A 25,580-nucleotide genomic window follows, 5' to 3' on the forward strand; every position below is an offset into this window, starting at 1 on the left:
TAACTCGAAATGGATCTACAAATTGAAGACTCAGTATTAGTAAAAAAGTATATTAACGGAGATGAAAAATCTTTGGAAGTATTAATAAACAGACATAACCAAAGAATTAGTAGTTTTATTTATTCTAAAGTATTAGATAGAGACATTACTGAGGATATATTTCAAGATACTTTTATAAAAGTGATTAAAACTTTAAAAAAGGGTTCTTATAGTGAAGAAGGTAAGTTTTTACCGTGGGTAATGAGAATTGCGCACAACTTAATTATAGATCACTTTAGAAAAAATAAGCGTATGCCTATGTTTGAAGGTAGCGATGATTTTAATATTTTTTCTGTAATAAGTGATGATAAATTAAACGCAGAAAAACAATTAATAAAAAATCAGATCGATTCTGACCTTAAAGTTTTAATTGAGGAATTACCAGAAGATCAAAAAGAAGTTTTATTAATGCGTATCTACAAGGATATGAGTTTTAAAGAAATCTCTGAAAATACGGGTGTTAGTATTAACACTGCATTAGGAAGAATGAGATATGCTTTAATTAATATGAGAAAAATAATAGAAAAGCACAATATCGTTTTAACGAATTAATAGGTTTTTAACCTAAGAGTATAATATATCTAAAATAGTAGCGTTATCTTACTATAACAATACTATTTTATATGGAAAAAATTTACTCTAAACAACAAAACAACTCTTGTGCAATAATGGCAACATCAAAAAGTACAGTTCAGTTTTTACTGAATTATTCTAAATCGATGAATGTAATTACATACAATGAGATGCAATTTGAAAACATTTTGAACTAAAAAAAGAGCCTTAACGGCTCTTTTTGGTTTTATAATATTCTTCAATCACTGTTTTTCTCCCTATTGTTTTTGTAATTATATCTTTATCTAAATCCCAACCTCTGGCTGGCGAGTAGTCTCTACCGTACCAAATAATTTGCAAATGCAGATCGTTCCATAATTCTTTAGGAAACAATCTTTTTGCATCTTTTTCTGTTTGAGTTACATTTTTACCGTTTGTAAATCCCCATCTATACATTAATCTGTGTATGTGTGTGTCTACCGGAAATGCAGGTATACCAAAGGCTTGCGATACTACAACACCAGCAGTTTTGTGACCAACAGCCGGAAACTTTTCTAGAGCTTCCATATCTTTAGGTACAACACCATTGTGCTCATCTATTAACATTTGTGATAGGCCATGTATACCTTTTGCTTTCATAGGTGATAAGCCAACTGGTTTTATTATTTCTCTAATTTCATCTACTGTTAATTTAACCATATCATAAGGGTTGTCTGCCTTTGCAAATAATAATGGCGTAATTTTATTTACACGTACATCTGTGCTTTGTGCAGACATTAAAACAGCAATTAATAATGTATACGGATCTTTATGGTCTAAAGGAACTGGTATTGTTGGGTATAGTTCCTTAAGTTTGTTTATTGTAAAAGTAACTTTTTCTGCCTTGGTCATTTTTGATTAGCTTTACTAAAAATTAGAAAAAACGAATTTAAATAAATTACTTATGAATACTTTAAAAGTAGGAGACAAAGTAGCAGATTTTACATCAAAAGATCAAGATGGTAATGCTGTAAGCTTATCAGATTATAAAGGAAAAAAGTTAATTGTATTTTTTTACCCTAAAGCAAGTACACCTGGTTGTACTGCAGAGGCTTGTAATTTAAGAGACAATTACAAAGAATTGCAAGAGCAAGGTTATGAGCTTTTAGGAGTTAGTGCAGATTCTGCTAAAAGACAATCTAATTTTAAAACAAAGTATGAGTTTCCTTTTCCTTTATTAGCAGATGAAGACCATACTGTATTAAATATTTTTGGCGTTTGGGGCACAAAAAAGTTTATGGGTAAGGTTTATGATGGTATTCATAGAAAAACATTTATTATTAATGAAGAAGGAGTAGTAACTAAGGTTATAGATAAAGTTAAAACCAAAGACCACGCTGCACAAATATTAGAATAATAGTAAAAAAAAGCCACATTTAAAATGTGGCTTTTTTAATTATTTTTTATCTGCCTTACGTACAAATAACTCTTTTCGTTTTATAATTTCGGCAATACCTTCTGGTAACATTTTTTCCCAGTCTTTATCTCCGTTGGTAATTTTCTTTAATACATCTCTAGAGAAAATATGTAAAATCTCCGGATCATAATCAAAAATATCCATTACTTTACCGTTATACTTAAAGAATTTGTAAAGCTCTTTCATTCTTGGGTGTACTTTAACGTTGTTACTTGTCATTATCTGACCAGTTTCTTCGTTTTTCATTGGGTATAAGTATACCTTTAAATCTTTAAAGAATAATTTACCAAAAGCCTCAAGTATACCACCACTTAAATGTCTGTAATACTTTTCATCAAAAACCTCTACAAGGTTATTAACTCCCATTGTTAAACCAATTTTAGCTTTTGTATAATTGCTAAAATACTCTACAAGTCTAAAGTATTCTTGAAATTTAGAAATCATTACAGTATGGCCAAGAGAACATAAAAGTTCTGCTCTGTCCATAAAATCTTGCTCATCTATTTCTCCACTAGCTTTTAAGTTTGCCAGCGTAATTTCAAAAATTACAATAGTTTTATCTGGATTAACTGTTTGTTCATTCATAAAAATATTATGAGATTTTTCAAACATATCCATATTAACTTTGGTTACTGGTCTATAACTACCACGCAACGCAAGTATATTTTTTTTGTATAAAACAGCAGCAGGCAACAAGTTGTTACCATCAGGGCCAAACATAACAGCATCGGTCATATCATTTTTAATTAACTGTAAGCTAATTAGCCTGTTGTCTACTTTTTCAAAATTAGGACCAGAGAAATTAATCATATCAATTTCTACAGTATCCTTGTCTATATGGTCATAAAGGTATTTAAGTAGCTTACGAGGTTTATGATATTTGTAAAAAGCACCATAAATAAGGTTAACACCTAAAATACCTAAAGTTTCTTGTTGTAATCTAGCTTCGTTTTGTTTAAAACGAACATGCATAATTATTTCGTCAAATTCTTTTTGATCTGGATCTAGCTGAAAACGGATACCTACCCAACCGTGACCTTTGTATTTTTTAGCAAAATCTATGGTAGCAACAGTATTTGCATAAGAGAAAAATAAACGCTCTGGATGTTTTTCTCTACTAATACGTTCCTCCATAAGTCCCATTTCGTGGGAAAGCATCGTTTTTAAACGGGCTTGGGTAACGTATCTACCATCGTTTTCTACACCATAAATGGCGTCACTAAAATCTTTATCATACGCACTCATTGCCTTGGCAATGGTTCCAGATGCGCCACCAGATCTAAAAAAGTGTCTGGCAGTCTCTTGTCCGGCACCAATTTCTGCAAAAGTACCGTAGATATCAGGATTTAAATTTATTCTTAGGGTTTTGGCTTTAGTAGAAGGAATATTCTCAAAAGCAAAATCTTTTTTTAAGACTGATGACATTCTTTGTTGTTTTTTACGGTATACAAAGTTAACAAGATAGATTTATCTATTAAATAAATATGTTATAAATTTGATAAAAAAGGCCGAATTGTTAAAAATCACATTTTTGGGTACAGGAACTTCTCAAGGAATACCAGTTATAGGTAGTAAGCATCCTGTATGTTTAAGTAAAAATCCAAAGGATAAAAGATTAAGAGTATCTGTTTTAATTTCATGGGACAACTATAACTTTGTAATAGATTGTGGTCCAGATTTTAGACAGCAAATGCTGCAAAATCCCATTCCTAATTTAGATGGTATTTTGTTTACCCATGAACACTCAGACCACACTGCGGGTATAGATGACATAAGACCATTTTTCTTTAGACAAGGAGATATACCCATATACGCAGATAACCAGGTAATACAAGCATTAAAAAAAAGATTTGCATACATTTTTGCTGATATAAACAGGTATCCTGGCGCACCAGCTGTAGCTATACATGAAATTAAAGAAAATACACCTTTTAAAATAGGAAACAAAGTAGCTATACCTATTAAAGCATTACATAATAGATTAGAGGTTTTTGGTTTTAGAATAGATGATTTTGTGTATTTAACAGATGTAAAAAGTATTTCTAAAGAAGAAATAGCAAAGTTAAAAGATGTAAATGTATTGGTGGTGAATGCGTTACGTTTAGAGGCGCATCACTCTCACTTTAATTTAGAAGAAGCATTAGAGTTTATTGCTGTTGTTAAACCTAAAAAAGCGTATTTAACACACATAAGCCATTTATTAGGTTTTCATGAAGAAGTAGAAAAATCTTTGCCAAATAATGTACATTTGGCCTACGATAATTTAACCATAAACATTTAGAATAATACCAAATGAAAAAGTATTTATATTTATACCTATTTATTTTTGCAGCATTAATTGCATTATATCAGTTTGTAAGTGCAAATAAAATGATAGATGCTACAAACACTAAATTTGCTAAATTACAAACTCAAATAGAAACGCTTGAAGACTCTATACAAAAGGCTACTATTAAAGAGCTAGATCTCAAATATTTTTTACTAGAAAATAATGATGATGCATTAACTAATTTTGATCACTTAAAATTAGAAAACCCTACAAGATATATTGAAGATAAGTTAATTGAAACCAATGAAGCTAAGGGAGATAACCCATTAGTGCCTTATGAAGGTATGGAAGGAGATTTTAAAATAAATAAAATTAAAGTTTTAAACCATAAATGGATTATTGCAGATTTTTCTGATGGTAAATATTGGGGAGAATTACTTATTAAGTATGACCTTAAAGATGATTTAGGTGTAGACTTTACTATGATGGATCATTTATTGTACCGTAGAGACTAATGTATTTGCAGAGTTTAAAATAAAGCCCCTGAATTACAATTCAGGGGCTTTATTTTTTACTAAAATTTAAAACTATATTTTAGTAGACAACCACTCTTTAAACGAATAAAAATTTTGTGGGGCAACACCGTGCCCAACAGGGTACTCTTCATAAGTGCAAGTTATGCCTAAGTTTTTTAAATAATTTGGTGTTTTTTGAGCCCAACTTACTGGTATTACTTGGTCTACACTGCCATGAGAGGCATAAATGTTTAGTTTACTAGGATCTTTGTCTGTCTTAAGTTTATCTATTAAATTTTCATTAATATAACCACTTAAAGCTATTACATTTTTTACTTTTTCAGGATAAGAAATTGCCGTTGCGTAACTTAAAATTGCACCTTGACTAAATCCTAAAAGTGTAACATTATCTTTATCTAAGTTATAAGTATTACAAGCTTCATCTATAAAATTTAGTATTTTTTGTATAGACTCTGCAGCTTGTTCATCATCACTCCATTTTCCTTTTTCTGCATCAAAATTTATAGCATACCAAGCATTGCCGTAAGGCTGCATAGGGTAGGGAGCACGTACAGATATAATACAAAGTTCTTTTTGTAATTCTGGAGCAAAAGAAAAAAGATCTTCTTCATTACTACCGTAACCGTGTAGCATAAATAAAACAGGGGTTTTATCTTGCTCTATAGTTGCTGGTTTTATTATGTGTTCTAAGGATAAAGGTGCTGTAGTCATACTAATTTATAAAAGTGAACCATTTTTGAGATGCTTTTCCAATAAATGGAATTGCTTGTTTTTTGTTGTTTAACATACCAATAAACCCATAGGTCCATAGTACTATGTAAGATATGTATAAACCGGCCGAAGCATACAGGTTTAACCATTGACTAATAAATAACGCAAAACCTAAAAAAAATAAGTTTAAACCAAAGTTTTGTCTAATATGAAAACGAGCAAAGTCGTGCTTGTCATCCATATTCATTGTAATTGCTATTAATGTACCTACACCAGTTAAGTAAGACACTATTGCTGTAGTTTTTCCTTTAGGATTTGTACTCATTATATTTTTTTGTGCAAGGTAAAAATTTTGCAAAAAAAAAGAGGTCTAATTAAGACCTCTTTTTATATATTATATTGTAATTACACAAAGAATAATAGTTTAGTAATAATTTGCCAAACTCCTAAAGCAATTGCGGCAATACCTAATTTACCTTGTAAAGGTCTTAGTTTTGCTAATAAAAGTTCCCCTTTTGCTTTTGCTTCTTCATTTTTAGATAATAAATGTTTGTTTATCATTCCGTAACCTAAAATAAATCCTAAAGCAGCTAAAAGTACATTTACAGCTAAAAAAGTTGCCCAATAAATAGGATAAGTGGTAAGCCACCCAAGGTTTAATATAGAGGAAATAATTCCCCAAACTCCCCAAACACAAAATGCTAAACCTATCCAGCCTTGGTAAGGTGTAATTTTGTCTAAAAGTTCTTGTGCATCAGGTTTTCTAGATAATAGTAAAGATGGTGCGGCTAAAATGCCTAGTATTATTAACGTAATTCCAAAAATCATAATTTATTAATTAGTTGGTTAAAAAAGTTGACTATCTATTAGTCTTTTTAATAACGCAACTAAATAGTTTAAAGTATTTTTACCCTATCCTTATTTAAAATACCAAAAACTTGACCTTTTAACTTTTCTTCAAAAAACATACAGTTTTTAGCAGTACTTATAGATGTGTTTTTACTTATAAAATGTTGTGTATCTTCATCAAATAAAGTAAAACAAGCTGTTTTGCCTTCTTTTATTTCTGGTTTTTGTAAACCATAGCGTTCTCTGCCTTTTGTTAAAATTTCTACAGTTGTTTCGGTATCAAAAATAGTATTTAATAAACCAAATGACGACTCTAAACCTATGGTGCCGTAAGCTGCATTATCAAACTCAATTTTTTTCTGTTCAATATCTAAAGGCGTATGATCTGTAGTTACAAAATCTATAGTGCCATTTTTAACAGCGTTAATTAGTGCTGTTTTGTCTTTTTTGGTTCGTAATGGAGGTAATACTTTATATGTTGTGTCAAATTCTGTTAGCTTGCTATCTGTGTAAAGTAAATTATATAAAGCAACACTACAACTTACATCTAGTCCTTTTTTCTTAGCGTCTGATATTAATTTTACAGACCCTGCAGTAGATATTGTTGGTATGTGTAATTTACCTCCTGTGTATTCTAAAATAAATAAATCTCTGGCTACTTGTAGCTCCTCAGCTAATGCAGGAATTCCTTTTAATCCAAGACTTGTAGAAACATCTCCTTCATTAACTATCCCTTTACCAGCAATTTTAGTATCTAACGGAAATGAATAAATTAATCCATTAAAATTTTGAGCATACTGCAATGCTATTTTTAATAGGTTAGAGTTGCTAGTTGCTTTTTTGTAATCAGAAAACCCAACTGCGCCAGCGTTTTTCATATCATACAATTCTGCTAAATCTACAGTTTCACTATTTACAGTTAATGCACCTAGCGGATGTAAACTTGTTGTTTCTTGGCTTGCTTTATTTTTTATAAAAGCAATAGTAGAGCTTGTATACGGAATTGGATTTGTGTTGGTATTTAATATAATGTCTGTAAAGCCGCCTTTAGCAGCAGTTTTTAATCCGTTTGCTATTGTTTCTCTTTCTTCAAAACCAGGTTCTCCAAATGATACGCTAGTATCTAACCAGCCAATAGATATGCATAAGTTTTTTTTAGATATGACAGATGTATTTTTTTCTGGAGTTATAGTATCTGCAATTTTACTAATAACACCATTTAGAACTAAAATATCTTTAGTTTTTAGATGGATATCTTTGTTTGATTTATCAAAAATTTTGGCAGATTTTATTAATATATTCATTTAAAATATTTTTGAATAAGAACTTCTAGTACTAAAAAAAACAACGCAAAAATAACAAACCATTTCCAAAGCTCATGTACCTTTTGGTTATTTTCTAATTTGATTAATAATTGACCAATACTATCGTTATTTTTACTGTTAATTATAGTGTTAGTATCTATATACTGTAATTTACTTTCATCTCTATTATAATTAAAACTAATAGAACCTAGCTCTGTGTCTGCTTTTTTAATTTTGTAAATACCAGCTTTTTTAGGCGTGTTACTAAATGTTAAGGTTGCCTTATTAGTAAATGCTTGTTGTTGCGGAATAATTTCAGTTTTACCTTTTGTAATTTTTAGAACAACATCTTTATCTAGTTTTGTTTCTACATCTACATTAGTTGTTTTATTTAAAGTAGCATATAGTTTAGGTATATTAAAACTGCTGTATCCTATATTATATAAAGTAGGTACAATTAGGGGAGAGCCTTTAAAGTTAGAGTTTTTTGTAGTTAAACTACTGGTAAAGAAATAAACCCCGTTTGCTCCTAATAAAAAAGGAGAGCCATCTTGGTAGCTTAAAATTGAAGGAGCAGAACTGGTTACAATTAAAGAGCTATTAACCGTAGGGTACTGAAAGTTTGTTACCCTTTTTTGAAATACATTTTTGTATAATGTATGAGAAAAATTAATACCAGTAATTTTACGTTCTATTTTAGTTGTTCCTTTAATGTTTGTTTTAAAATAGTTTGATAGTAAATTATTATAGCTATTAGCATCTGTTTGTAAAGAAGGAATTATTAATAAACTTCCTCCATTTTTAGTAAATGAAACTATAGCATTTTTTAAAGATTCAGGAATTAAGTCTACTTCGTTTAAAACAATTAAATTTTGGCTAGGAATTTTACTGTAATTTAATTGGTTTATTGTTGTTGTAGTAGTTGTAAATTCATCTTCTGTAAATATTTTATTTAAAAAGTTGTTGTCTGTATTAGAAATAGTTAACACTTTTATTTTTTCTCTTTTATTTATATTAAAAAAGAAACTATTATCATAAAGTAAACCTGTATCTGTAAGCTCTATTTTACCATTAATTTTAACGTCTTTTGGTAATGTAAAATTTACTTCAGCTTTTTTAGAAGAATTAAATAATGCTGATGTTTTTGCTATTAATGTATCGTTATTATAAAGCGCAACCGCTGTGTTTTTTACATTGTTATTAGCTGTTAGGTTAGCACTTAGCTCTATATTGCTGGCATCTGTGTTAGAAATATAGATGCTATCAATACTAATATTATTAAAATTATTGGTTTTTTGTTTAACAGTGTAAACATTTATATTTTTTGTACTATCTAAACTTACAGCATTAGTTTTCTGTTGAAAATCAGACACAATAATTAAATCTTTAATACTATTGTTATTAGAACTAAATAGTGTGTTTGCCTTTAATAAAACATCATTTAAATGCAGCTGATTACTACTGTGCTCTAATGAAAGTAAATTATTTTGTATTTCTTTTAAAACTACATTTTTGTAGGTGCTTGTATTTGTAAAAAGACTAAAAACTTTTTCTTTTGGTGTATTTTTTACCAGCTCTTGTACTGCACTTTGTAAAATACTTGTGCCGTTATTAGGAGCTTGCATACTAAAAGAATTATCTATGTAAATGACAGTTTCTCTCTTTTTAAAAACATCTTTTTTTGCAAAATAAGGCTGAGCAAAGGCTATAATTAAAGCTGTAAATAGTAAAAGTCTAGTTATTAAAAGAAGCCACTTTTTTAAGTTTTTAGCTTTTTTGGATTGCGTTTTTACCTTTTGCAACATTGCAACGTTGGTAAAAGGAGTTTTTTTAAATCTACGGAGTTGAAAAAGATGAATAAATAGAGGAACCAATAGTAAAAATAAAGCCCAAAGAAGTTCCGGATATTTAAACTGCATTCCTTAATTTGATTTTTCAAATATAATGAAATTGCAGCAAAGCAGATAATACTTTAGCAAAAGAAAAAATAATCTTTTATTGTATTAATTTTTAAAGAATTAAGGTAGGTTTTTATACTTTTCTGCTCTTCTTGGTTAGCAACTGTAATTATAATTTGAGGATTTTTAACATCTGTGAGGACTGTAAAATGCTGTAATTTTATGTTGTAAATGTCTTTACCTATTTTTTGTTGGTTGTTACATACCCATTTAAAGTTAATATTTTTTTTAATTAGTTTTTTAGCAATTTCTTTTCCTTTTTTACCGGCACCCCAAACAAGTAGTGTTTTGTTTTTGCTATATTCTAACTCTAAAAAATAGTCAAGCTTTATATCTAAAAAGTAATTTTGTGCATAATGCTCACTGGTTCGTGATGTTCTGGTGGTATAGTCTCTCCACATATGCAAAACCCTGTTACATGGTATACATTGTATATTGTGCTTGTAAAATCTAAATGCTAAATCATAATCCTCAGGATATGTGTTGGGGTTAAATGCGTCTACATTTTCAAAGTCAGATTTATGTACCATCCAGCAAGGAGAAGGTATAACACACTCTTTGTATATTTCGGTGTAATTAGTACCAATTGAAGTTAATTTATTTAGCCATGCTTCATATTTTTTATAGCCTTCGTTAACGCCGTTTTCTGCAAAGTATTTAACCTTACCAACAGCAATATGTTTTTTGCCACTTTTTAAAAGCGAAGAAAGCATAACCTCAATCTTTTCAGGCATCATTATATCATCAGAATCCATTCTGGTAATATAGCTTCCATTAGATAATTTATAAGCTAACTGCAACGCGTTAATTATGCCTTTTCCAGTATTTAAAGTAGTTTTTATTCTGTTATCTTTAGCAGTGTATTTTTCTAATATTTTAGCACTTTTGTCTGTAGAATGATCATTAATAGCAATCACCTCCCAATTGGTATAGGTTTGAGAGATTATAGACGTTATGCAGTCATCAAAAAATTTCTCAACATTTTTAAACGGTATTAAAATACTAACCAAAGGGGTGTTCATGGCACTATTGTTTAAGTGCTTTTTTTATAGCAGTTTCTGCTAAAGGAGCCATAATTTGATATCCTTTTTTATTAGGGTGCACGCCATCACCAGAGTGTTCTTTTTGTAATCCGTTTTCTGTAGTAGCCATAGCAGAAAAATAATCTAAATAAATTAAATTGTTTTCTTTAGCATAGGTTTTAAGCTTTTTATTTAGGGCAGGTATTTTTATGTTAGGCTCTTTGTTAGGAGACCAAGGGTAATCAAAAGCAGGTAGTGTAGAGCAAATAATTACTTTTATATTGTTAGTAATGGCAAGTTCTGACATACTTTTTATATTGTTGGTAATTTCATCTAATGTGGTAGGGCCTGTGTTACCAGCAATATCATTTGTGCCAGCTAGTATTACAACAACTTTAGGTTTTAGGTTTATAACATCTTGCCTAAAACGTATAAGCATTTGGGGTGTGGTTTGCCCGCTTATACCTCTGTTAATATAATTTTTATTTTCAAAAAAGCTAGGCATTGCATTACTCCAGCCTTCTGTAATAGAGTTACCCATAAAAACAACTCTATTGTTATTTGTAGGTGTAGTAGTATTTAGTTCTTTATTAGCTTTTTTATATTTATTTAAATTGGCCCAGTCTTGAGCTTGAGAGGTACATGACATAAAAAAACATAAAATTAAAAAACAAAGTGTAGTTACTTTTTTCATCTTTTAGGTTAATTAAAGTACCAAGGTAGTAAAAAATGAAAAAAATAACTGTATATAAATAAATAATAGGTGTAGGTACGTATTACTATTTATATACAGTTTTTATAAGAATATATGTTGTTATATTTTTTTAATGTTAGCATTTAAACCTTCAACTATGCCAAGAATGTTGTTTATAGTTTCTGTAAAATGATGCTTAATTAAATCGTTGGGGATGCGAATAGTTGTAAAGCCATTTTTAAAAGAATGCATTGCTTCTTCTAAATCGTTTATTGCCTGTTCATGAGTTAGCATATGGTACTCTGTATCTATTTCTATATTTAATTTAACTCTAGAAATAGCAATGTCTATAGATTTTTTACCATCCCACCATTCTAACATTGGTGTTAAGCCTCTCTCTTTAAGACCATAGTATAACTGTATAGCTTCTTTAGGCGTATTGTTTTTTATAATAAGCCTGTTTAATCTCACTTGATGCTTTGCACATAACTCAACTCCAAATGCATCAATAGCATTTTTATGGTCAATATAGCTTAGCTCTTTCTTACATTCTAAACATGTCATTAATAGTAGGTTTAATAAGGTTTGGGATTATTATAACCGTGCTTTTTTAGGTTTATTATTTACGTTTCGATGAAATACACACAAGTTTTTGCTTTTTAGATGAAATGCACACTTTTTAAGAAGATGTTAAGTAATTTCTCAAAAAAAATATTGTCAATAAATAAAAAATATCTAATATTGCTATCAGCAATGAAAAACAACATAATTATTATCGTATTAGTCATTATTATCTCTCTCTGGGGATGATACGGTCTTATATTGATTTTAAGAAAAGCCTGTGTCATATAAAATTGACACAGGCTTTTTTTTGTTTTCAACTTTATTACAACCATTATCTAATTAAACTATTAAAGGAAATAAAATAGCTGAATGTGATACAAAATATGGTTTTATATTGTTGTAAATCAGTTAATTAAATTAATATATAGGAAGTTGGATTTATACTAAAAAACAATGTTAAAAAAATGAAGAAAGTGAAAGAATTATATTTGAATAGTAAATTATATTCAATAAACAATAAGAATTACAAGATATAGCCAAATGGAGTTAAATAAGTACAGTAAAAATGTAACACAAGATCCTACGCAACCTGCCGCACAAGCAATGTTGTATGGTATAGGTTTTAAAGATGAAGATTTTAGTAAACCAATTGTGGGTATTGCAAGTACTGGTTACGAAGGTAACCCGTGTAATATGCACTTAAATGATTTGGCTAAAGAGGTTAAAGAGGGTGTTAATACAAACGAATCTGTAGGTTTAATATTTAATACAATTGGTGTTAGTGATGGTATATCAATGGGTACTCCTGGTATGCGTTTTTCTTTACCGTCTAGAGATATTATTGCAGACTCTATGGAGACTGTTGTACAAGGTATGTCTTATGATGGTTTAGTTACTGTTGTAGGTTGTGATAAAAATATGCCAGGTGCCTTAATGGCAATGATTCGTTTAAATAGACCATCTATATTAGTTTATGGTGGTACAATTGCATCTGGTTGCCACAATGATAGAAAACTAGATATTGTTTCTGCATTTGAGGCATGGGGAGAAAAAGTAGCAGGTACAATGCAACAAGAGGAGTTTGGCTGTATTATTAAAAAAGCTATTCCTGGTGCGGGTGCTTGCGGTGGTATGTATACTGCAAATACTATGGCTTCTGCAATTGAGGCTTTAGGTATGTCTTTACCTTTTAATTCATCAAACCCAGCTATTGGAAAAGAAAAAAAGCAAGAGTGTGTAGCAGCTGGTAAACAAATGTATCACTTACTAAAAAATGATATAAAACCTTTAGATATCGTTACTAGGAAATCTTTAGAAAACGCTATTCGTTTGGTAACTATAATGGGTGGTTCTACAAATGCAGTATTACATTTTTTAGCTATTGCAAGAGCGGCAGACATTGATTTTACGCTTCAGGATTTTCAGAAAATTAGTGATACCACGCCTTTTATAGCAGACTTAAAACCTAGTGGTAAATATTTAATGGAAGATGTACACCGTATTGGTGGTATTCCGGCAGTATTAAAATATTTATTGGAAAACGGATTATTACATGGCGATTGTTTAACTGTTACAGGTAAAACGCTAGCAGAAAACTTAGAAGATGTGCCAAGCTTAATAGACGGACAAGATGTTATTCGTCCTCTAGAAAATCCAATAAAAGCAACTGGTCACTTACGTATGCTGTATGGTAATTTGGCAGAAAATGGTTCTGTAGCAAAAATTACAGGTAAAGAAGGATTACTTTTTAAAGGAACAGCAAAGGTTTTTAATAGTGAGTATGACGCTAATGATGGTATTAGAGATGGTAAAGTTAAAAAAGGTGATGTAGTCGTCATAAGGTATGAGGGACCAAAAGGCGGACCAGGAATGCCTGAAATGCTTAAGCCAACAGCTGCAATTATGGGTGCTGGTTTGGGTAAAGACGTAGCCTTAATTACAGACGGTCGTTTCTCTGGAGGTACGCACGGTTTTGTTGTAGGTCATATTGCGCCAGAGGCTCAAGATGGTGGTACTATTGCTCTTGTAAAAGACGGTGATATTATTACAATAGATGCAGAAACTAATGCTATTAATGTAGATGTTACACCAGAAGAATTGACTAAACGTAAAGCTGCTTGGGTGGCTCCAGAATTAAAATTTAAAAAAGGTGTATTGTACAAGTACGCTCGTTCAGTATCATCTGCAGCCCAAGGTTGTGTTACAGATGAGTTTTAATAAAAAATAAAAAATTGAAAAAGTACTATTGTCTAAGCTCTAAAACAGTACAATAACACTTTTTACTTTAACTCTTTGAAAATGGAAACAGTAAAAGAACAAAAGATAACATCAAAAAATAATAAAACCATAAAAATTAGTGGAGCAGAAGCTATTATACATTGTTTATTAGCAGAGGGTGTAGATTTAATTTATGGTTATCCGGGCGGAGCAATTATGCCTGTTTATGACGAATTATACAAGTTTCAAGATAAACTAACACATATTCTTACTCGTCATGAGCAAGGAGCAACACACGCTGCACAAGGTTACGCAAGAGTTTCTGGTAAAGTAGGTGTTGCTATGGCAACTTCTGGTCCGGGAGCAACAAACTTAGTTACAGGGCTGGCAGACGCACAGATAGATTCTACTCCTATGGTTTGTATTACAGGACAAGTTCCTAGGCAACTGTTAGGTACAGACGCTTTTCAAGAAACAGATATTATTGGTATATCTACTCCTGTTACTAAATGGAATTATCAAGTTACTAGGGCAGAAGAAATTCCAGAAATACTGGCAAAAGCATTTTACATTGCTAAATCTGGTAGGCCTGGTCCAGTACTTGTAGATATTACAAAAAATGCCCAATTTGATGAGTTAGATTTTAGCTATGAAGCCTGTACAGGTGTGCGTAGTTATAATCCGTACCCTAAGGTAGATGTTAACCAAGTTAAGGCAGCAGCTGCATTAATTAACTCAGCAAAAAAACCATTTATAGTATTTGGGCAGGGAGTAATTTTGGGAGAGGCAGAAGCTCAATTAAAAACCGTTATAGAAAAAGCAGGGATCCCAGCAGCGTGGACAATTTTAGGTGTAGCAGCTTTAGATAGTGAGCACCCTTTAAACGTTGGTATGGTTGGTATGCACGGTAATTATGCGCCAAATTTATTAACTAATGAGTGCGATGTTTTAATTGCTATTGGTATGCGTTTTGATGATCGTGTTACTGGTAATTTAGATAGCTATGCTAAACAGGCTAAAATTATACACTTTGATATTGATCCTGCAGAAATAAATAAAAATGTTCCTACAGATGTTGCTGTATTGGGTAATGCTAAAGATAGTTTAGAAGCATTAATTCCGCTTTTAAATGACAATAAACATACAGACTGGCACAACGTTTTTAAAGAAAAATACAAAGTAGAATTTACTACAGTTATAGAAAAAGATATTCATCCTACTAAAGAAAAATTAACAATGGGTGAGGTTATAGAGCAAATTAATATTGCTTCTAACAACAGTGCAGTTATTGTTAGTGATGTTGGTCAGCACCAAATGATAGCTTGTAGATATGCAAAGTTTAACCAAACAAAAAGTAACATTACATCTGGTGGTTTAGGTACTATGGGCTTTGCCTTACCAGCTGCTATAGGGGCAAAAATGGGAGCTATGGATAGGGAAGTGGTTGCTATTATTGGTGATGGTGGCTATCAAATGACAATACAGGAGTTGGGCGTAATTTTTCAGCACAATGTACCTGTAAAAATTATTGTTTTAAATAACGATCATTTAGGAATGGTACGCCAATGGCAAGAGTTATTTTTTGATAAAAGGTATGCATCTACCGTAATGGTGAATCCAGATTTTGTAAAAATAGCAGAGGGCTATCACATTAAATCTAAACGAGTTAGTGAGCGTAGCGAATTAAAATCTACTATAGAAGAAATGTTGGCATCAAAAGATCCGTATTTTTTAGAAGTTAAGGTAGAAAAAGAGGATAATGTGTTTCCTATGATTCCTTCAGGAGCTTCAGTATCAGACGTTAGGTTAAAATAAGTTTAATTAAAAAATTCCAAAGGAACTTTAAATTAAGTGAAATTGGGGCAATAAAAAAATGGAAAATAATTGGTATACCATATCGGTTTATTCTGAAAACAACGTTGGGTTGTTAAACAGAATATCGGGCATATTTTTAAAAAGACATATAAATATAGAGGCTTTAAATGTCTCAAAATCTGAAATTAATAGCGTTTCTAAATTTACAATTGTTGTAAATACAACAGAACAATGGGTTAAAAATATTGTTGGTCAAATAGAAAAACAAGTAGAGGTTATTAAGGCTTTTTATCATAATGATGAAGAAATTATTTATCAAGAGTCTGCCTTGTTTAAAATTAAATCAGATTTATTGTTTGATGAGCGTAATATTCAAAACATCATCAAAGAAAATAACTCGCAAATAGTTACTGTTGCACGCGATTTTTTTGTGCTTTCTAAATCAGGAAAAAGAGAAGAAATAAATAAAATGCATGAGCAGTTAGAGCCATATGGTATAATGCAATTTGTACGCTCTGGTAGAATTGCAGTGAGTAAAGCAGAAATGCGTATTAGTAGTTTATTAGAAGAATTTCAACATAATTAATTAATCATTCTTAGTTTATATACTGAGATAAAAAAGAGTACAGAAAATGTCAAATTATTTTAACACCTTATCATTAAGAGACAAGTTAACCCAGCTGGGTAAATGTAGATTTATGGATACTGCAGAATTCTCTGATGGGGTAACAGCATTAAAAGGCAAAAAAATAGTAATTATTGGCTGTGGAGCACAAGGTTTAAACCAAGGATTAAATATGAGAGATTCTGGTTTAGATATTTCTTATGCTTTGCGTGATGCTGCTATAAAAGAAAAAAGAGCATCGTACAACAATGCAACAGAAAATGGTTTTACTGTTGGTAATTATGAGGAGTTAATACCTACGGCAGACTTAGTAATTAATCTTACACCAGATAAACAACATACTAACGTAGTTAATACTGTAATGCCTTTAATGAAAAATGGTGCTACATTATCCTATTCTCACGGTTTTAATATTGTTGAAGAAGGTACACAAGTACGTAAAGATTTAACTGTTATAATGGTGGCACCAAAGTCTCCAGGATCAGAGGTTAGAGAGGAATATAAAAGAGGTTTTGGTGTGCCAACACTTATTGCTGTACATCCAGAAAATGATCCAGAGGGCAAAGGTTTGGCTCAGGCTAAAGCATATGCAGCTGCTACAGGCGGACATAAAGCTGGGGTTTTAGAATCTTCTTTTGTAGCAGAAGTAAAGTCAGATTTAATGGGAGAACAAACCATACTTTGTGGGTTGTTACAAACTGGTTCTATACTTTGTTTTGATAAAATGGTTGAAGAAGGTATAGATGCAGGTTATGCTTCTAAACTTATACAGTATGGTTGGGAAACTGTTACAGAAGGTCTTAAATATGGTGGTATTACTAATATGATGGATCGTTTGTCTAACCCTGCCAAAATAAAAGCTTTTGAGTTAGCAGAAGAATTAAAAGATATTATGCGTCCATTATTCCAAAAACATATGGATGATATTATGGAAGGTGAGTTTTCTAAAACTATGATGGAAGACTGGGCTAACGGAGATAAAAACTTACTAGATTGGCGAGCTGCTACAGGAGAAACTAATTTTGAAAAAACTCCGGCTAGTGATGTAGAAATCTCTGAACAAGAATTTTATGATAATGGAGTGTTAATGATTGCTATGGTTAGAGCTGGTGTAGAGCTTGCTTTTGAAGCTATGACAGATTCTGGTATTATTGAAGAATCTGCGTACTATGAGTCGTTACATGAAACACCGCTTATTGCCAATACCATTGCCCGTAAAAAGTTATTTGAAATGAACAGAGTAATTTCTGATACAGCAGAATACGGTTGTTATTTATTTGATCATGCTTGTAAGCCTTTATTAAAAGATTTTATGGCTAAAGTGAATACTTCTGTTATTGGCAAACCATATGCTGCAGATGCAGGTAATGGTGTAGATAATGCTAAATTAATTGCCGTTAACAAGGCATTAAGAGAGCATCCGGTAGAAATTGTTGGTGCAAGATTAAGAGCATCTATGACTGCAATGAAACCTATAGTGTAAACCCAACCAAACTATTCTATAGCCTGTCTGGTTTTTTAGAAACTAGGCAGGTTTTTATTTTTTATTAAAAATGAACTATTTTCCTAACATAGAAAACATTCGCAAAGCGGCTGGTACTATAAGTGCAGTTGCAGATACCACACCATTATTAGACAGTATACGTTATTCAAAGTTATACAATGCTAATATTCTTTTAAAAAGAGAAGATTTGCACCGTGTAAGATCCTATAAAATAAGAGGAGCTTTTAATAAAATAAGCTCATTATCTGCACAAGAAAGACAAAAAGGTGTTGTTTGTGCAAGTGCAGGAAATCACGCGCAAGGTGTAGCTTTTGCGTGTAACCATTTGGGAATTAAAGGCACAATTTATATGCCTTCAGTTACGCCAAAACAGAAAGTAGAGCAAACAGAAATGTTTGGTGGAGATTGGGTTACTATTGTTTTAGAAGGCGATACTTTTGACGATTCTTCTAAAGCAGCTCTTCAATTTTGTGAGGAGCACCAAAAGGTATTTGTACACCCTTTTAACGATCCAAAAACTATTGAGGGGCAGGCTACAGTTGGTTTAGAAGCCATTCATCAATCTAAAAAAACAATAGACTATATTTTTGTGGCTATTGGCGGTGGTGGTTTAGCTGCTGGTTTATGTGGTGTTTTTAAAGCGTTATCTCCTACTACTAAAATTATAGGAGTAGAGCCAGCTGGTGCTCCATCTATGAAAACCAGTATAGAAAACGGAGTAAATACAGAGCTTGTACAAATTGATAAATTTGTTGATGGTGCTGCAGTACAACGCGTGGGCGATTTAACTTTTGAGATTTGTAAAGATTATTTAGATGCTGTTATTACGGTACCAGAAGGTAAAGTATGTCAAACTATTTTAGACTTGTATAATAGAGATGCTATTGTTGTAGAACCTGCAGGAGCTTTAACTATTGCAGCCTTAGACCAATATGCAAAACAAATAGAAGGTAAAAATGTGGTTTGTGTTGTAAGCGGTAGTAATAATGATATTACTAGAACTGCAGAAATTAAAGAACGTGCTTTGTTATTTGCCAATTTAAAGCATTACTTTATTGTACGTTTTCCGCAACGTCCTGGAGCTTTAAAAGAGTTTGTTGCAGAAATTTTAGGACCAACAGATGATATTACTCATTTTGAGTATTCTAAAAAATCTAGTAAAGAAAATGCTCCTGCTGTAGTTGGTATAGAGTTGAAAAAACCTGAGGATTTAGAGCCATTAATTGCTAGAATGAAAGAAAATAATTTCTTTGGCGACTACTTAAATAATAAACCAGACCTGTTTCAATATTTAGTATAAAAAGACACATTTTACTAAATTTTTATTAAAAAATGAAATTGAAAACGTTTTCGTATCTAAAGCAATAAATATATTGCTTTAGAACCTCAATTTTAAGCGTAAGATTTAGTAAATTCACTATTAAAGATACTAGAAATAGTCTATAAATTGATAAAAATGAGCACAACAACGATACCTGAAGAATATAAAATTACAGAGTTAATAGAGCAAAAAGAATACTTAGTTGGTGGCGATCTTAAAAAATGGGATGGCGCAACAACAGAAGTATTTTCTACAATATCATCTACAGAAGAATACAAACCTACATTATTAGGTAGTATTCCAGATATGGGAGAAGAAGAAGCTTTAGATGCATTAAATGCTGCTTTAAAGGCGTATGACCAAGGTCAAGGTGCTTGGCCAACTATGCGTGTTAAAGAGCGTATAGATTGTATGGAGAAGTTTGTAGAAAAAATGATTACTAAGCGTGATGAAGTTGTAAAACTTTTAATGTGGGAAATTGGTAAGTCTTTACCAGATTCAGAAAAGGAATTTGACCGTACAGTAATATATATTAAAGATACTATTGAAGACTATAAGCAATTAGACAGGGATGCTGCTAAGTTTCAAAAAAACGATGGTGTTTATGCTCATATACGTAGGGGACCACTAGGCGTAGTACTTTGTTTAGGGCCTTACAATTACCCGTTAAATGAAACATTTGCATTGCTAATACCAGCAATAATAATGGGAAATACTACAATATTTAAACCTGCTAAACATGGTGTTTTATTAATTACTCCTTTGTTAGAGGCTTTTCAATCATCTTTTCCTAATGGTGTTGTAAATATTATTTTTGGTAGAGGTAGAGCAGTTGCTAGTCCTATTATGAAAACAGGAAAGGTAGATGTGCTTGCTTTAATTGGTAACAGTAAATCTGCAAATGCATTACAAGAGCAGCACCCAAAAAGTAACAGGCTACGTTTGGTTTTAGGTTTAGAAGCTAAAAACCCTGCAATTATTTTACCAGATGCAGATTTAGATTTAACTATAGATGAATGTATAGCTGGTACGTTGTCTTTTAACGGTCAGCGTTGTACAGCTTTAAAAGTTGTTTATGTACACGAGAGTATTGCAGATGAGTTTAACAAACGTTTTGCTAAACGTGTAGACGAGCTTAAATTTGGTAACCCTTGGGATAATGGCGCTAAACTAACACCATTACCAGAGCCAAATAAACCTGCTTACATACAAGAACTTATAGATGATGCTAAAGCAAAAGGAGCATCAATTTTAAATAAAAAAGGAGGTAAAACTACAGATAATTATATTTGGCCAGCAGTATTATATCCAGTTTCTAAAGATATGCGTGTGTACCAAGAAGAGCAGTTTGGACCAGTTGTACCAGTAGTTTCTTTTAGTAATATTGAAGAACCTTTAGATGATATGGCTGCCTCTAATTACGGACAGCAAGTTAGTTTGTTTGGTAAAGATGTATATACATTAGCTCCGTTAATAGATACTTTGGTAAACTTGGTATGTAGAGTTAACTTAAATAGCTCTTGCCAAAGAGGACCAGATGTTTACCCTTTTACAGGCCGTAAAGACTCTGCACAAGCAACATTAAGTGTACATGATGCTTTGCGTTCTTTCTCTGTACGTACGTTTGTAGCGTCTAAAGACAATGATATTAATAATGAAATTATAGAGCAATTGTTAGAGACTAGATTATCTAACTTTATTAGCACAGATTATATTTTATAAGACCTAAGGTTTTAAGTTATATAAAAATCCTCTCAATTAATTTTGAGAGGATTTTTTTTCACAGTTTTCTAATATCTCTTTAGCTCTTTCTAAACCACTATACGGGTAAAATTTAATTGTTTGTTCTTCTTTTTTAAATAATTCTATAGCTCTTTTTACATCTTTACAAAACGGTTCTAGTGGTTGTCCAAAGAACTTTGCAGCTCCCATATCCCATTCTGCTTTACCTAAAACTACTCTTGGGTTATTTGGTGCAATTGCTAATGCTTTGTTATAAATAGCTACGTTTTTACCAGATAATGTCATTCCGTATTTTTGTCCGTCAAAAGCAATATATGCTGTGTTTAATAACGCATATGACATTAATATTTCTGGGTTATTTTCAGATAGTTTGTCAGCAGCATCTAAAAATGTTTTTGCTTTGTTTAGTTTAGCAGTTAGTTCTGCTTCATCTTTTATACCAAAAGCACTTATAATTTCTACGGTAGCTGCATAATATGGCGGTAACCAATTGTCTTTTTCTACACTAGAAATACGCTCAAACATTTGTACTGCTTTTGCACTCTCGTTATTTTTCCATAGTTCAAAAGCTTTGGTCATTCCTTTTTCATATTGTGTTTGTGCACTTAAACTTGCTACACATATAAAGGCTAATAATAAGGCAATCTTTTTCATTTTTTTAAGGTTTTATATTGTTGTTTATTTCTTTATTCAAATATCATAACCTTTGGCTAGTTATGCATTTTTAAGTTACTCAGCTGTAGTATTAAGTAGCTGAAATGTATATTTATAAATTGTCTAACTGGTTATCTTTTTTATTATCACTAATGGTCCAAAAGAAACCAACAAAAAAGAAACGGTCTGCAGCAGGTTTAATAGTTCTACTTTCAAAAACGCCGTTGGTATTTGCTTGGTTTTTAAATTGATATCCGTTTACATTTTGAGTACCAAAAACATTACTAACAGAAAAATAAAGTATTTTTTGTGGACTAATTAAGTATGCCCAATTGGCATTTACAGCATTGTAATTTTTTGCTTTACTATTTAAAAAACCACTTTTATTTGGGTCTGTATAGTTACGCCCAGAAGCAAAATTATAGCTTAATCCAACCTGACTTTTTAAATTACTTATAAAGTGTTTTAGAACTACAGAAGCATTGTGTTGTGATGCAAAACTTGGTGTAGCTTTGGTTGGATAATTTTTATAATCTCGTTTGGTATCTAAATACGAGTAAGAAAACCAGTATTCTGTATTTTTAATAGTTTTATTATCTCGCCAAAATAAATCTACACCCTTTGCAAAACCACCACCATTATTGCTATAGTTTGCTGTGGGTAGTGGTTGTTCTGTGTTGTATTTAACAAGGTTATTATAATCTTTGTAATAAGCTTCAGCCCTAAATATTTGCTTGTTTTTTACATATTGATAATTGGCAATTAAATGTGATGTATTTTCTGCAGAAAAATTGGTGTTAAATTTTAAATATTCATTTTTAGGGTTTTGGTAAAATTGTCCATATGCTAATGATACCTGAGAGTTAGCACCAGATTTATATGCTACAGAAGCTCTAGGTGAGGCGGTAAACTCATTTAATAAACTAGAATACTCGCCACGTAAACCAATATTTGCGGCTAATTTTTTAGAAAAGAAAATATTTGCTTCTGCAAAAGATGCAGTAATATTGTTATTAAACGTATAATTATAAGTATCCTCATTTAATGCAGTATAGTCTTCATTAAAACTGGTAATAAAATATTCTGCTCCAAAATTTAAACGAAATCTGCTGTTGTAAAATTTACTTAACTTTAATTTTATATGAGCAGCGTTTTCTGTGTCTTGTACAGTATCTTCTATAATATCTAAATCAGAATAATCATTGGCATAAGACAAGCCAGTTTGTATGCTCCAATCATTTTTTAAAAAGTCTTTATAGGATGCATTAAAGTATAAATTTCTATTTTTCATACCAAAGCGTATACCTTCTTGTATGTTTATATCTTCTTGTGTTAAATCAAAATTTACAGTGCTAAAAGCTCCATATAACTTAAGTAAACCATTAGTATTAATTTTATGTCTGTATACAGCTTCACCACCAAAAGACTGTACCGGTTTATGCCATTCATTATTATCTGGATAAAGTTCTTGGTAAGGCTGTAGATTTATATAAGAAGCATTAACACTTAAAGAGTTTTTCTCCCATTTTTGTGTATTTCCTATGCCTAAACCAACAGTCATTAAAGATATGTCTGTTCGTTCTTCCTCTGGCTCATCAATACTATTTAAAAGTAAAACACTAGATAATGCTTGTCCGTATTCTGCAGAGTATCCGCCAGTAGAAAAAGTTATTCCTTTAAATAAAAAAGGAGACAGCCTACCTCTTGTAGGTATATTATTTGCTGTAGGTGAGTAAGGACTAAATACACGCATACCGTCTACAAAAATTTGGGTTTCTTCTGCATCTCCGCCACGTACAAATAAGCGCCCATCTTCTGCTACATTAGATGTGCCTGGCAATGTTTGTAAAGCTCCAACAAAATCTCCCATAGCGCCGGCTGTAGTAACAACATCTAACGGTTTTAGTGCGGTAACTTTTGCATTTTCTCCTGCCTTAAATGAGCCTGCATTTACAATTACGGCATCTAAAGTATTTACGTCTTCTTTAAGTTTTATGGTTATATTTTTTAAGTTTTTAACCAAGTCAGTTAAGTGGTACGTTTCAAAAGAAATAAACGAAACTATTAAGGTTTGTTCTCCTGTTTCTTCTGTGGTAAATGTAAATGTTCCATTGTCTATAGTTGCTGTACCATCATAAGTGCCATCTAAATACACATTGGCGCCACTAATAGGAGCTCCTTTTTTATCTGTTACCTTACCAGTAATTGTTGTTTGTGCAAATAGAGAATATGTTGCTAGCACAAAGAGTAAAAAAAATAGCTGTTTCATTTTAAAAAAAGTTTAATTGTTTTTTTTGATTGATGAAGCAAATGTCTATTGGTAAGTTCTGTTTTGATAAAAAGAAATACCCAATTGTAGAATTTTACAGACCAGTTGTTTTTTATGTATTAATTAACATAAATGTGTTAATTCTGTATACAAGTTTCAGCAGTATTCTAGTTACCTTTGTTCGCTTATTTTAATTGTAAAGAAGGGTCTAATTTATTTAGAAAGCAGAAGAAAAAATGAGCGCAAAGAAGATGAACAAAAAGGCATTATTTGCTTTAGCTATAGGTGGTTTTGGTATTGGTATGACAGAGTTTGTTATTATGGGTATTTTGCCAGATGTAGCAAAAGCGTTATCTATAACCATACCAGAAGCCGGACATTTTATTGCTATTTATGCATTGGGTGTTGTTGTTGGTGCTCCTTTATTATCTAGCCTAGGTAGCAAGTGGCCTTCACATAAAATGTTACTTGGTTTAATGCTTTGGTTTACAGTTTTTAATACGCTATCTGCATTTGCAGAAAGTTATACTTCACTGTTAATTTTTAGGTTTTTATCTGGACTACCACATGGCGCTTTTTTTGGTATTGGTGCTGTTGTAGCTGGTAAATTGGCAACTCCTGGTAAAGAACCACAGGCTATGGCAATTATGTTTGCGGGTCTTACTGTTGCTAATGTTGTTGGCGTGCCATTAGGTACGTATTTTGGACATCATTTTAGCTGGAATGTAGCTTTTATGATGGTTGGTGTTGTTGGGGTTTTGGCAATGCTAACAGTTTACTTGTGGATGCCTAAATTAAAACCAGCATCTACAGTAAGTATTAAGCAAGATTTTAAAATTTTTAAAAGAATAGAGCTTTGGATATTAATACTATTAACAACTGTAGGAACAGGTGGTTTTTTTGCCTGGTATAGTTACATAGCACCATTAATTACAGACGTAACTAAATACCCAGAGTATATGATTGGTTATGCTATGATTTTAGCTGGTTTAGGTATGGTTGCCGGTAATTTTTTAGGAGCCAAATTAACAGAAAAATTGTCTCCAATGAGAGCCGTAATTACAAGCTTAGGACTAATGGCAACTGTTTTGATAATTAATGCATTGGTGGCTGCAAATCCGGTAATGGTTTTAATACTAACTTTTACTATAGGAGCTATTTCTTTTAGTGTTGTAACACCTTTACAAATGGCAATAATAAACGCATCTAAAGGTTCAGAAATGTTAGGCTCTTCAATGAACCAAAGTGCATTTAATATGGGTAATGCTTCTGGTGCATTTTTGGCAGGTTTGCCAATTGCAATGGGGTATAGCGTAGTTTCTTCTAGTTATGTGGGTGCCATTTTAGCTGGTACAGGAGCACTAATAGCAGTTGGAATTGTAATTAGCAGAAGATAAAAAAGAAAATTAAATATTTCTAAAGAGTAAATACTCAAGTAATTTTAGTTTGTTTGCCTTATTTTTTATTTCTAGTTTAGT

23 protein-coding genes are annotated in these 25,580 nt (G+C 31.6%); 11 read left to right on the forward strand and 12 right to left on the reverse strand.

Annotation, left to right across the window (positions count from 1 at the left end):
- Positions 1 to 9: 9 nt before the first annotated feature.
- Positions 10 to 591 (forward strand): RNA polymerase sigma factor, encoded by a 582-nt coding sequence (locus CELLY_RS13740; protein WP_013622291.1) that lies wholly within the window; start codon positions 10 to 12, stop codon positions 589 to 591.
- 228 nt (positions 592 to 819) lie between these two features.
- Here the strand turns inward: CELLY_RS13740 and CELLY_RS13745 are convergent, their stop codons facing one another.
- A complete protein-coding gene (locus tag CELLY_RS13745; RefSeq protein ID WP_013622293.1) occupies positions 820 to 1,482 on the reverse strand; it encodes an endonuclease III domain-containing protein in 663 nt (220 codons plus the stop codon).
- A gap of 52 nt (positions 1,483 to 1,534) precedes the next feature.
- Between CELLY_RS13745 and bcp the strand changes: the two genes are divergently transcribed.
- The gene (gene bcp / locus CELLY_RS13750; protein WP_013622294.1) at positions 1,535 to 1,987 is read left to right on the forward strand and encodes a thioredoxin-dependent thiol peroxidase; all 453 of its coding nucleotides are present in this window, start codon (positions 1,535 to 1,537) and stop codon (positions 1,985 to 1,987) included.
- Between the two features lie 39 nt (positions 1,988 to 2,026).
- Here the strand turns inward: bcp and CELLY_RS13755 are convergent, their stop codons facing one another.
- Positions 2,027 to 3,472: a hypothetical protein gene (locus tag CELLY_RS13755; RefSeq protein ID WP_013622295.1), complete on the reverse strand. Its 1,446-nt coding sequence runs from the start codon at positions 3,470 to 3,472 to the stop codon at positions 2,027 to 2,029.
- A 106-nt stretch (positions 3,473 to 3,578) separates the two neighbouring features.
- Here CELLY_RS13755 and CELLY_RS13760 point away from each other — a divergent pair, with 106 nt between their 5' ends.
- Complete coding sequence (locus CELLY_RS13760) at positions 3,579 to 4,328, forward strand: MBL fold metallo-hydrolase (protein ID WP_232228758.1); 750 nt, start codon at positions 3,579 to 3,581, stop codon at positions 4,326 to 4,328.
- An 11-nt stretch (positions 4,329 to 4,339) separates the two neighbouring features.
- A complete protein-coding gene (locus CELLY_RS13765; protein ID WP_013622297.1) occupies positions 4,340 to 4,831 on the forward strand; it encodes a hypothetical protein in 492 nt (163 codons plus the stop codon).
- A gap of 72 nt (positions 4,832 to 4,903) precedes the next feature.
- On the opposite strand, the gene CELLY_RS13770 is transcribed toward CELLY_RS13765, so the two are convergent.
- The 8 genes from CELLY_RS13770 to CELLY_RS13805 all read right to left on the reverse strand — a co-directional run bounded on the left by CELLY_RS13770 (position 4,904) and on the right by CELLY_RS13805 (position 11,954).
- Positions 4,904 to 5,563 (reverse strand): alpha/beta hydrolase, encoded by a 660-nt coding sequence (locus CELLY_RS13770; protein ID WP_013622298.1) that lies wholly within the window; start codon positions 5,561 to 5,563, stop codon positions 4,904 to 4,906.
- Between the two features lies 1 nt (position 5,564).
- Entirely contained in the window at positions 5,565 to 5,888 is a 324-nt protein-coding gene (locus CELLY_RS13775) for a hypothetical protein (RefSeq protein ID WP_013622299.1), read from the reverse strand.
- 80 nt (positions 5,889 to 5,968) lie between these two features.
- Complete coding sequence (locus CELLY_RS13780; RefSeq protein ID WP_013622300.1) at positions 5,969 to 6,391, reverse strand: hypothetical protein; 423 nt, start codon at positions 6,389 to 6,391, stop codon at positions 5,969 to 5,971.
- A gap of 68 nt (positions 6,392 to 6,459) precedes the next feature.
- Positions 6,460 to 7,716: a dihydroorotase gene (locus CELLY_RS13785; RefSeq protein ID WP_013622301.1), complete on the reverse strand. Its 1,257-nt coding sequence runs from the start codon at positions 7,714 to 7,716 to the stop codon at positions 6,460 to 6,462.
- Positions 7,713 to 9,635 (reverse strand): BatA domain-containing protein, encoded by a 1,923-nt coding sequence (locus CELLY_RS13790; protein WP_013622302.1) that lies wholly within the window; start codon positions 9,633 to 9,635, stop codon positions 7,713 to 7,715. Before CELLY_RS13790 ends, CELLY_RS13785 begins: the two co-directional genes overlap by 4 nt.
- A gap of 53 nt (positions 9,636 to 9,688) precedes the next feature.
- Positions 9,689 to 10,696, reverse strand: a complete 1,008-nt coding sequence (locus tag CELLY_RS13795; RefSeq protein ID WP_013622303.1) for a glycosyltransferase family 2 protein — start codon at positions 10,694 to 10,696, stop codon at positions 9,689 to 9,691.
- Between the two features lie 4 nt (positions 10,697 to 10,700).
- Positions 10,701 to 11,345, reverse strand: a complete 645-nt coding sequence (locus tag CELLY_RS13800) for an SGNH/GDSL hydrolase family protein (protein WP_013622304.1) — start codon at positions 11,343 to 11,345, stop codon at positions 10,701 to 10,703.
- Positions 11,346 to 11,510: 165 nt separating this feature from the next.
- Entirely contained in the window at positions 11,511 to 11,954 is a 444-nt protein-coding gene (locus tag CELLY_RS13805) for a hypothetical protein (RefSeq protein ID WP_013622305.1), read from the reverse strand.
- Between the two features lie 540 nt (positions 11,955 to 12,494).
- Between CELLY_RS13805 and ilvD the strand changes: the two genes are divergently transcribed.
- The 6 genes from ilvD (at position 12,495) to CELLY_RS13835 (ending at position 21,158) form a co-directional block, all read left to right on the forward strand.
- The gene (ilvD, locus tag CELLY_RS13810; RefSeq protein ID WP_013622306.1) at positions 12,495 to 14,171 is read left to right on the forward strand and encodes a dihydroxy-acid dehydratase; all 1,677 of its coding nucleotides are present in this window, start codon (positions 12,495 to 12,497) and stop codon (positions 14,169 to 14,171) included.
- Between the two features lie 81 nt (positions 14,172 to 14,252).
- Positions 14,253 to 15,986: a biosynthetic-type acetolactate synthase large subunit gene (ilvB, locus tag CELLY_RS13815; RefSeq protein WP_013622307.1), complete on the forward strand. Its 1,734-nt coding sequence runs from the start codon at positions 14,253 to 14,255 to the stop codon at positions 15,984 to 15,986.
- Positions 15,987 to 16,044: 58 nt separating this feature from the next.
- Positions 16,045 to 16,572, forward strand: a complete 528-nt coding sequence (gene ilvN, locus CELLY_RS13820; protein ID WP_013622308.1) for an acetolactate synthase small subunit — start codon at positions 16,045 to 16,047, stop codon at positions 16,570 to 16,572.
- A gap of 46 nt (positions 16,573 to 16,618) precedes the next feature.
- Positions 16,619 to 18,094: a ketol-acid reductoisomerase gene (ilvC, locus tag CELLY_RS13825; RefSeq protein ID WP_013622309.1), complete on the forward strand. Its 1,476-nt coding sequence runs from the start codon at positions 16,619 to 16,621 to the stop codon at positions 18,092 to 18,094.
- A gap of 70 nt (positions 18,095 to 18,164) precedes the next feature.
- A complete protein-coding gene (gene ilvA / locus CELLY_RS13830) occupies positions 18,165 to 19,415 on the forward strand; it encodes a threonine ammonia-lyase IlvA (protein WP_013622310.1) in 1,251 nt (416 codons plus the stop codon).
- Positions 19,416 to 19,571: 156 nt separating this feature from the next.
- Positions 19,572 to 21,158 (forward strand): NADP-dependent glyceraldehyde-3-phosphate dehydrogenase, encoded by a 1,587-nt coding sequence (locus CELLY_RS13835; RefSeq protein WP_013622311.1) that lies wholly within the window; start codon positions 19,572 to 19,574, stop codon positions 21,156 to 21,158.
- Between the two features lie 36 nt (positions 21,159 to 21,194).
- Here the strand turns inward: CELLY_RS13835 and CELLY_RS13840 are convergent, their stop codons facing one another.
- Together CELLY_RS13840 and CELLY_RS13845 are read right to left on the reverse strand one after the other, a co-directional pair.
- A complete protein-coding gene (locus tag CELLY_RS13840) occupies positions 21,195 to 21,833 on the reverse strand; it encodes a hypothetical protein (RefSeq protein ID WP_013622312.1) in 639 nt (212 codons plus the stop codon).
- Positions 21,834 to 21,945: 112 nt separating this feature from the next.
- Positions 21,946 to 24,102, reverse strand: a complete 2,157-nt coding sequence (locus tag CELLY_RS13845) for a TonB-dependent receptor (protein ID WP_013622313.1) — start codon at positions 24,100 to 24,102, stop codon at positions 21,946 to 21,948.
- Positions 24,103 to 24,338: 236 nt separating this feature from the next.
- Here CELLY_RS13845 and CELLY_RS13850 point away from each other — a divergent pair, with 236 nt between their 5' ends.
- Positions 24,339 to 25,499, forward strand: coding sequence for an MFS transporter (locus CELLY_RS13850; RefSeq protein WP_013622314.1), 1,161 nt, complete (start codon positions 24,339 to 24,341; stop codon positions 25,497 to 25,499).
- Positions 25,500 to 25,580 lie beyond the last annotated feature (81 nt).

This window comes from Cellulophaga lytica DSM 7489, from assembly GCF_000190595.1.
In the GTDB taxonomy this organism is placed as follows: domain Bacteria; phylum Bacteroidota; class Bacteroidia; order Flavobacteriales; family Flavobacteriaceae; genus Cellulophaga; species Cellulophaga lytica.

What these genes read in the sequence shown, in the direction of transcription:
- CELLY_RS13740 (WP_013622291.1), top strand. Translation starts at nt 10, where the DNA reads ATGGATCTACAAATTGAAGACTCAGTATTAGTAAAAAAGTATATTAAC.
- CELLY_RS13745 (WP_013622293.1), bottom strand. Translation starts at nt 1,482, where the DNA reads ATGACCAAGGCAGAAAAAGTTACTTTTACAATAAACAAACTTAAGGAA.
- bcp (WP_013622294.1), top strand. Translation starts at nt 1,535, where the DNA reads ATGAATACTTTAAAAGTAGGAGACAAAGTAGCAGATTTTACATCAAAA.
- CELLY_RS13755 (WP_013622295.1), bottom strand. Translation starts at nt 3,472, where the DNA reads ATGTCATCAGTCTTAAAAAAAGATTTTGCTTTTGAGAATATTCCTTCT.
- CELLY_RS13765 (WP_013622297.1), top strand. Translation starts at nt 4,340, where the DNA reads ATGAAAAAGTATTTATATTTATACCTATTTATTTTTGCAGCATTAATT.
- CELLY_RS13770 (WP_013622298.1), bottom strand. Translation starts at nt 5,563, where the DNA reads ATGACTACAGCACCTTTATCCTTAGAACACATAATAAAACCAGCAACT.
- CELLY_RS13775 (WP_013622299.1), bottom strand. Translation starts at nt 5,888, where the DNA reads ATGAGTACAAATCCTAAAGGAAAAACTACAGCAATAGTGTCTTACTTA.
- CELLY_RS13780 (WP_013622300.1), bottom strand. Translation starts at nt 6,391, where the DNA reads ATGATTTTTGGAATTACGTTAATAATACTAGGCATTTTAGCCGCACCA.
- CELLY_RS13785 (WP_013622301.1), bottom strand. Translation starts at nt 7,716, where the DNA reads ATGAATATATTAATAAAATCTGCCAAAATTTTTGATAAATCAAACAAA.
- CELLY_RS13790 (WP_013622302.1), bottom strand. Translation starts at nt 9,635, where the DNA reads ATGCAGTTTAAATATCCGGAACTTCTTTGGGCTTTATTTTTACTATTG.
- CELLY_RS13795 (WP_013622303.1), bottom strand. Translation starts at nt 10,696, where the DNA reads ATGAACACCCCTTTGGTTAGTATTTTAATACCGTTTAAAAATGTTGAG.
- CELLY_RS13800 (WP_013622304.1), bottom strand. Translation starts at nt 11,345, where the DNA reads ATGTCATGTACCTCTCAAGCTCAAGACTGGGCCAATTTAAATAAATAT.
- CELLY_RS13805 (WP_013622305.1), bottom strand. Translation starts at nt 11,954, where the DNA reads ATGACATGTTTAGAATGTAAGAAAGAGCTAAGCTATATTGACCATAAA.
- ilvD (WP_013622306.1), top strand. Translation starts at nt 12,495, where the DNA reads ATGGAGTTAAATAAGTACAGTAAAAATGTAACACAAGATCCTACGCAA.
- ilvB (WP_013622307.1), top strand. Translation starts at nt 14,253, where the DNA reads ATGGAAACAGTAAAAGAACAAAAGATAACATCAAAAAATAATAAAACC.
- ilvN (WP_013622308.1), top strand. Translation starts at nt 16,045, where the DNA reads ATGGAAAATAATTGGTATACCATATCGGTTTATTCTGAAAACAACGTT.
- ilvC (WP_013622309.1), top strand. Translation starts at nt 16,619, where the DNA reads ATGTCAAATTATTTTAACACCTTATCATTAAGAGACAAGTTAACCCAG.
- ilvA (WP_013622310.1), top strand. Translation starts at nt 18,165, where the DNA reads ATGAACTATTTTCCTAACATAGAAAACATTCGCAAAGCGGCTGGTACT.
- CELLY_RS13835 (WP_013622311.1), top strand. Translation starts at nt 19,572, where the DNA reads ATGAGCACAACAACGATACCTGAAGAATATAAAATTACAGAGTTAATA.
- CELLY_RS13840 (WP_013622312.1), bottom strand. Translation starts at nt 21,833, where the DNA reads ATGAAAAAGATTGCCTTATTATTAGCCTTTATATGTGTAGCAAGTTTA.
- CELLY_RS13845 (WP_013622313.1), bottom strand. Translation starts at nt 24,102, where the DNA reads ATGAAACAGCTATTTTTTTTACTCTTTGTGCTAGCAACATATTCTCTA.
- CELLY_RS13850 (WP_013622314.1), top strand. Translation starts at nt 24,339, where the DNA reads ATGAGCGCAAAGAAGATGAACAAAAAGGCATTATTTGCTTTAGCTATA.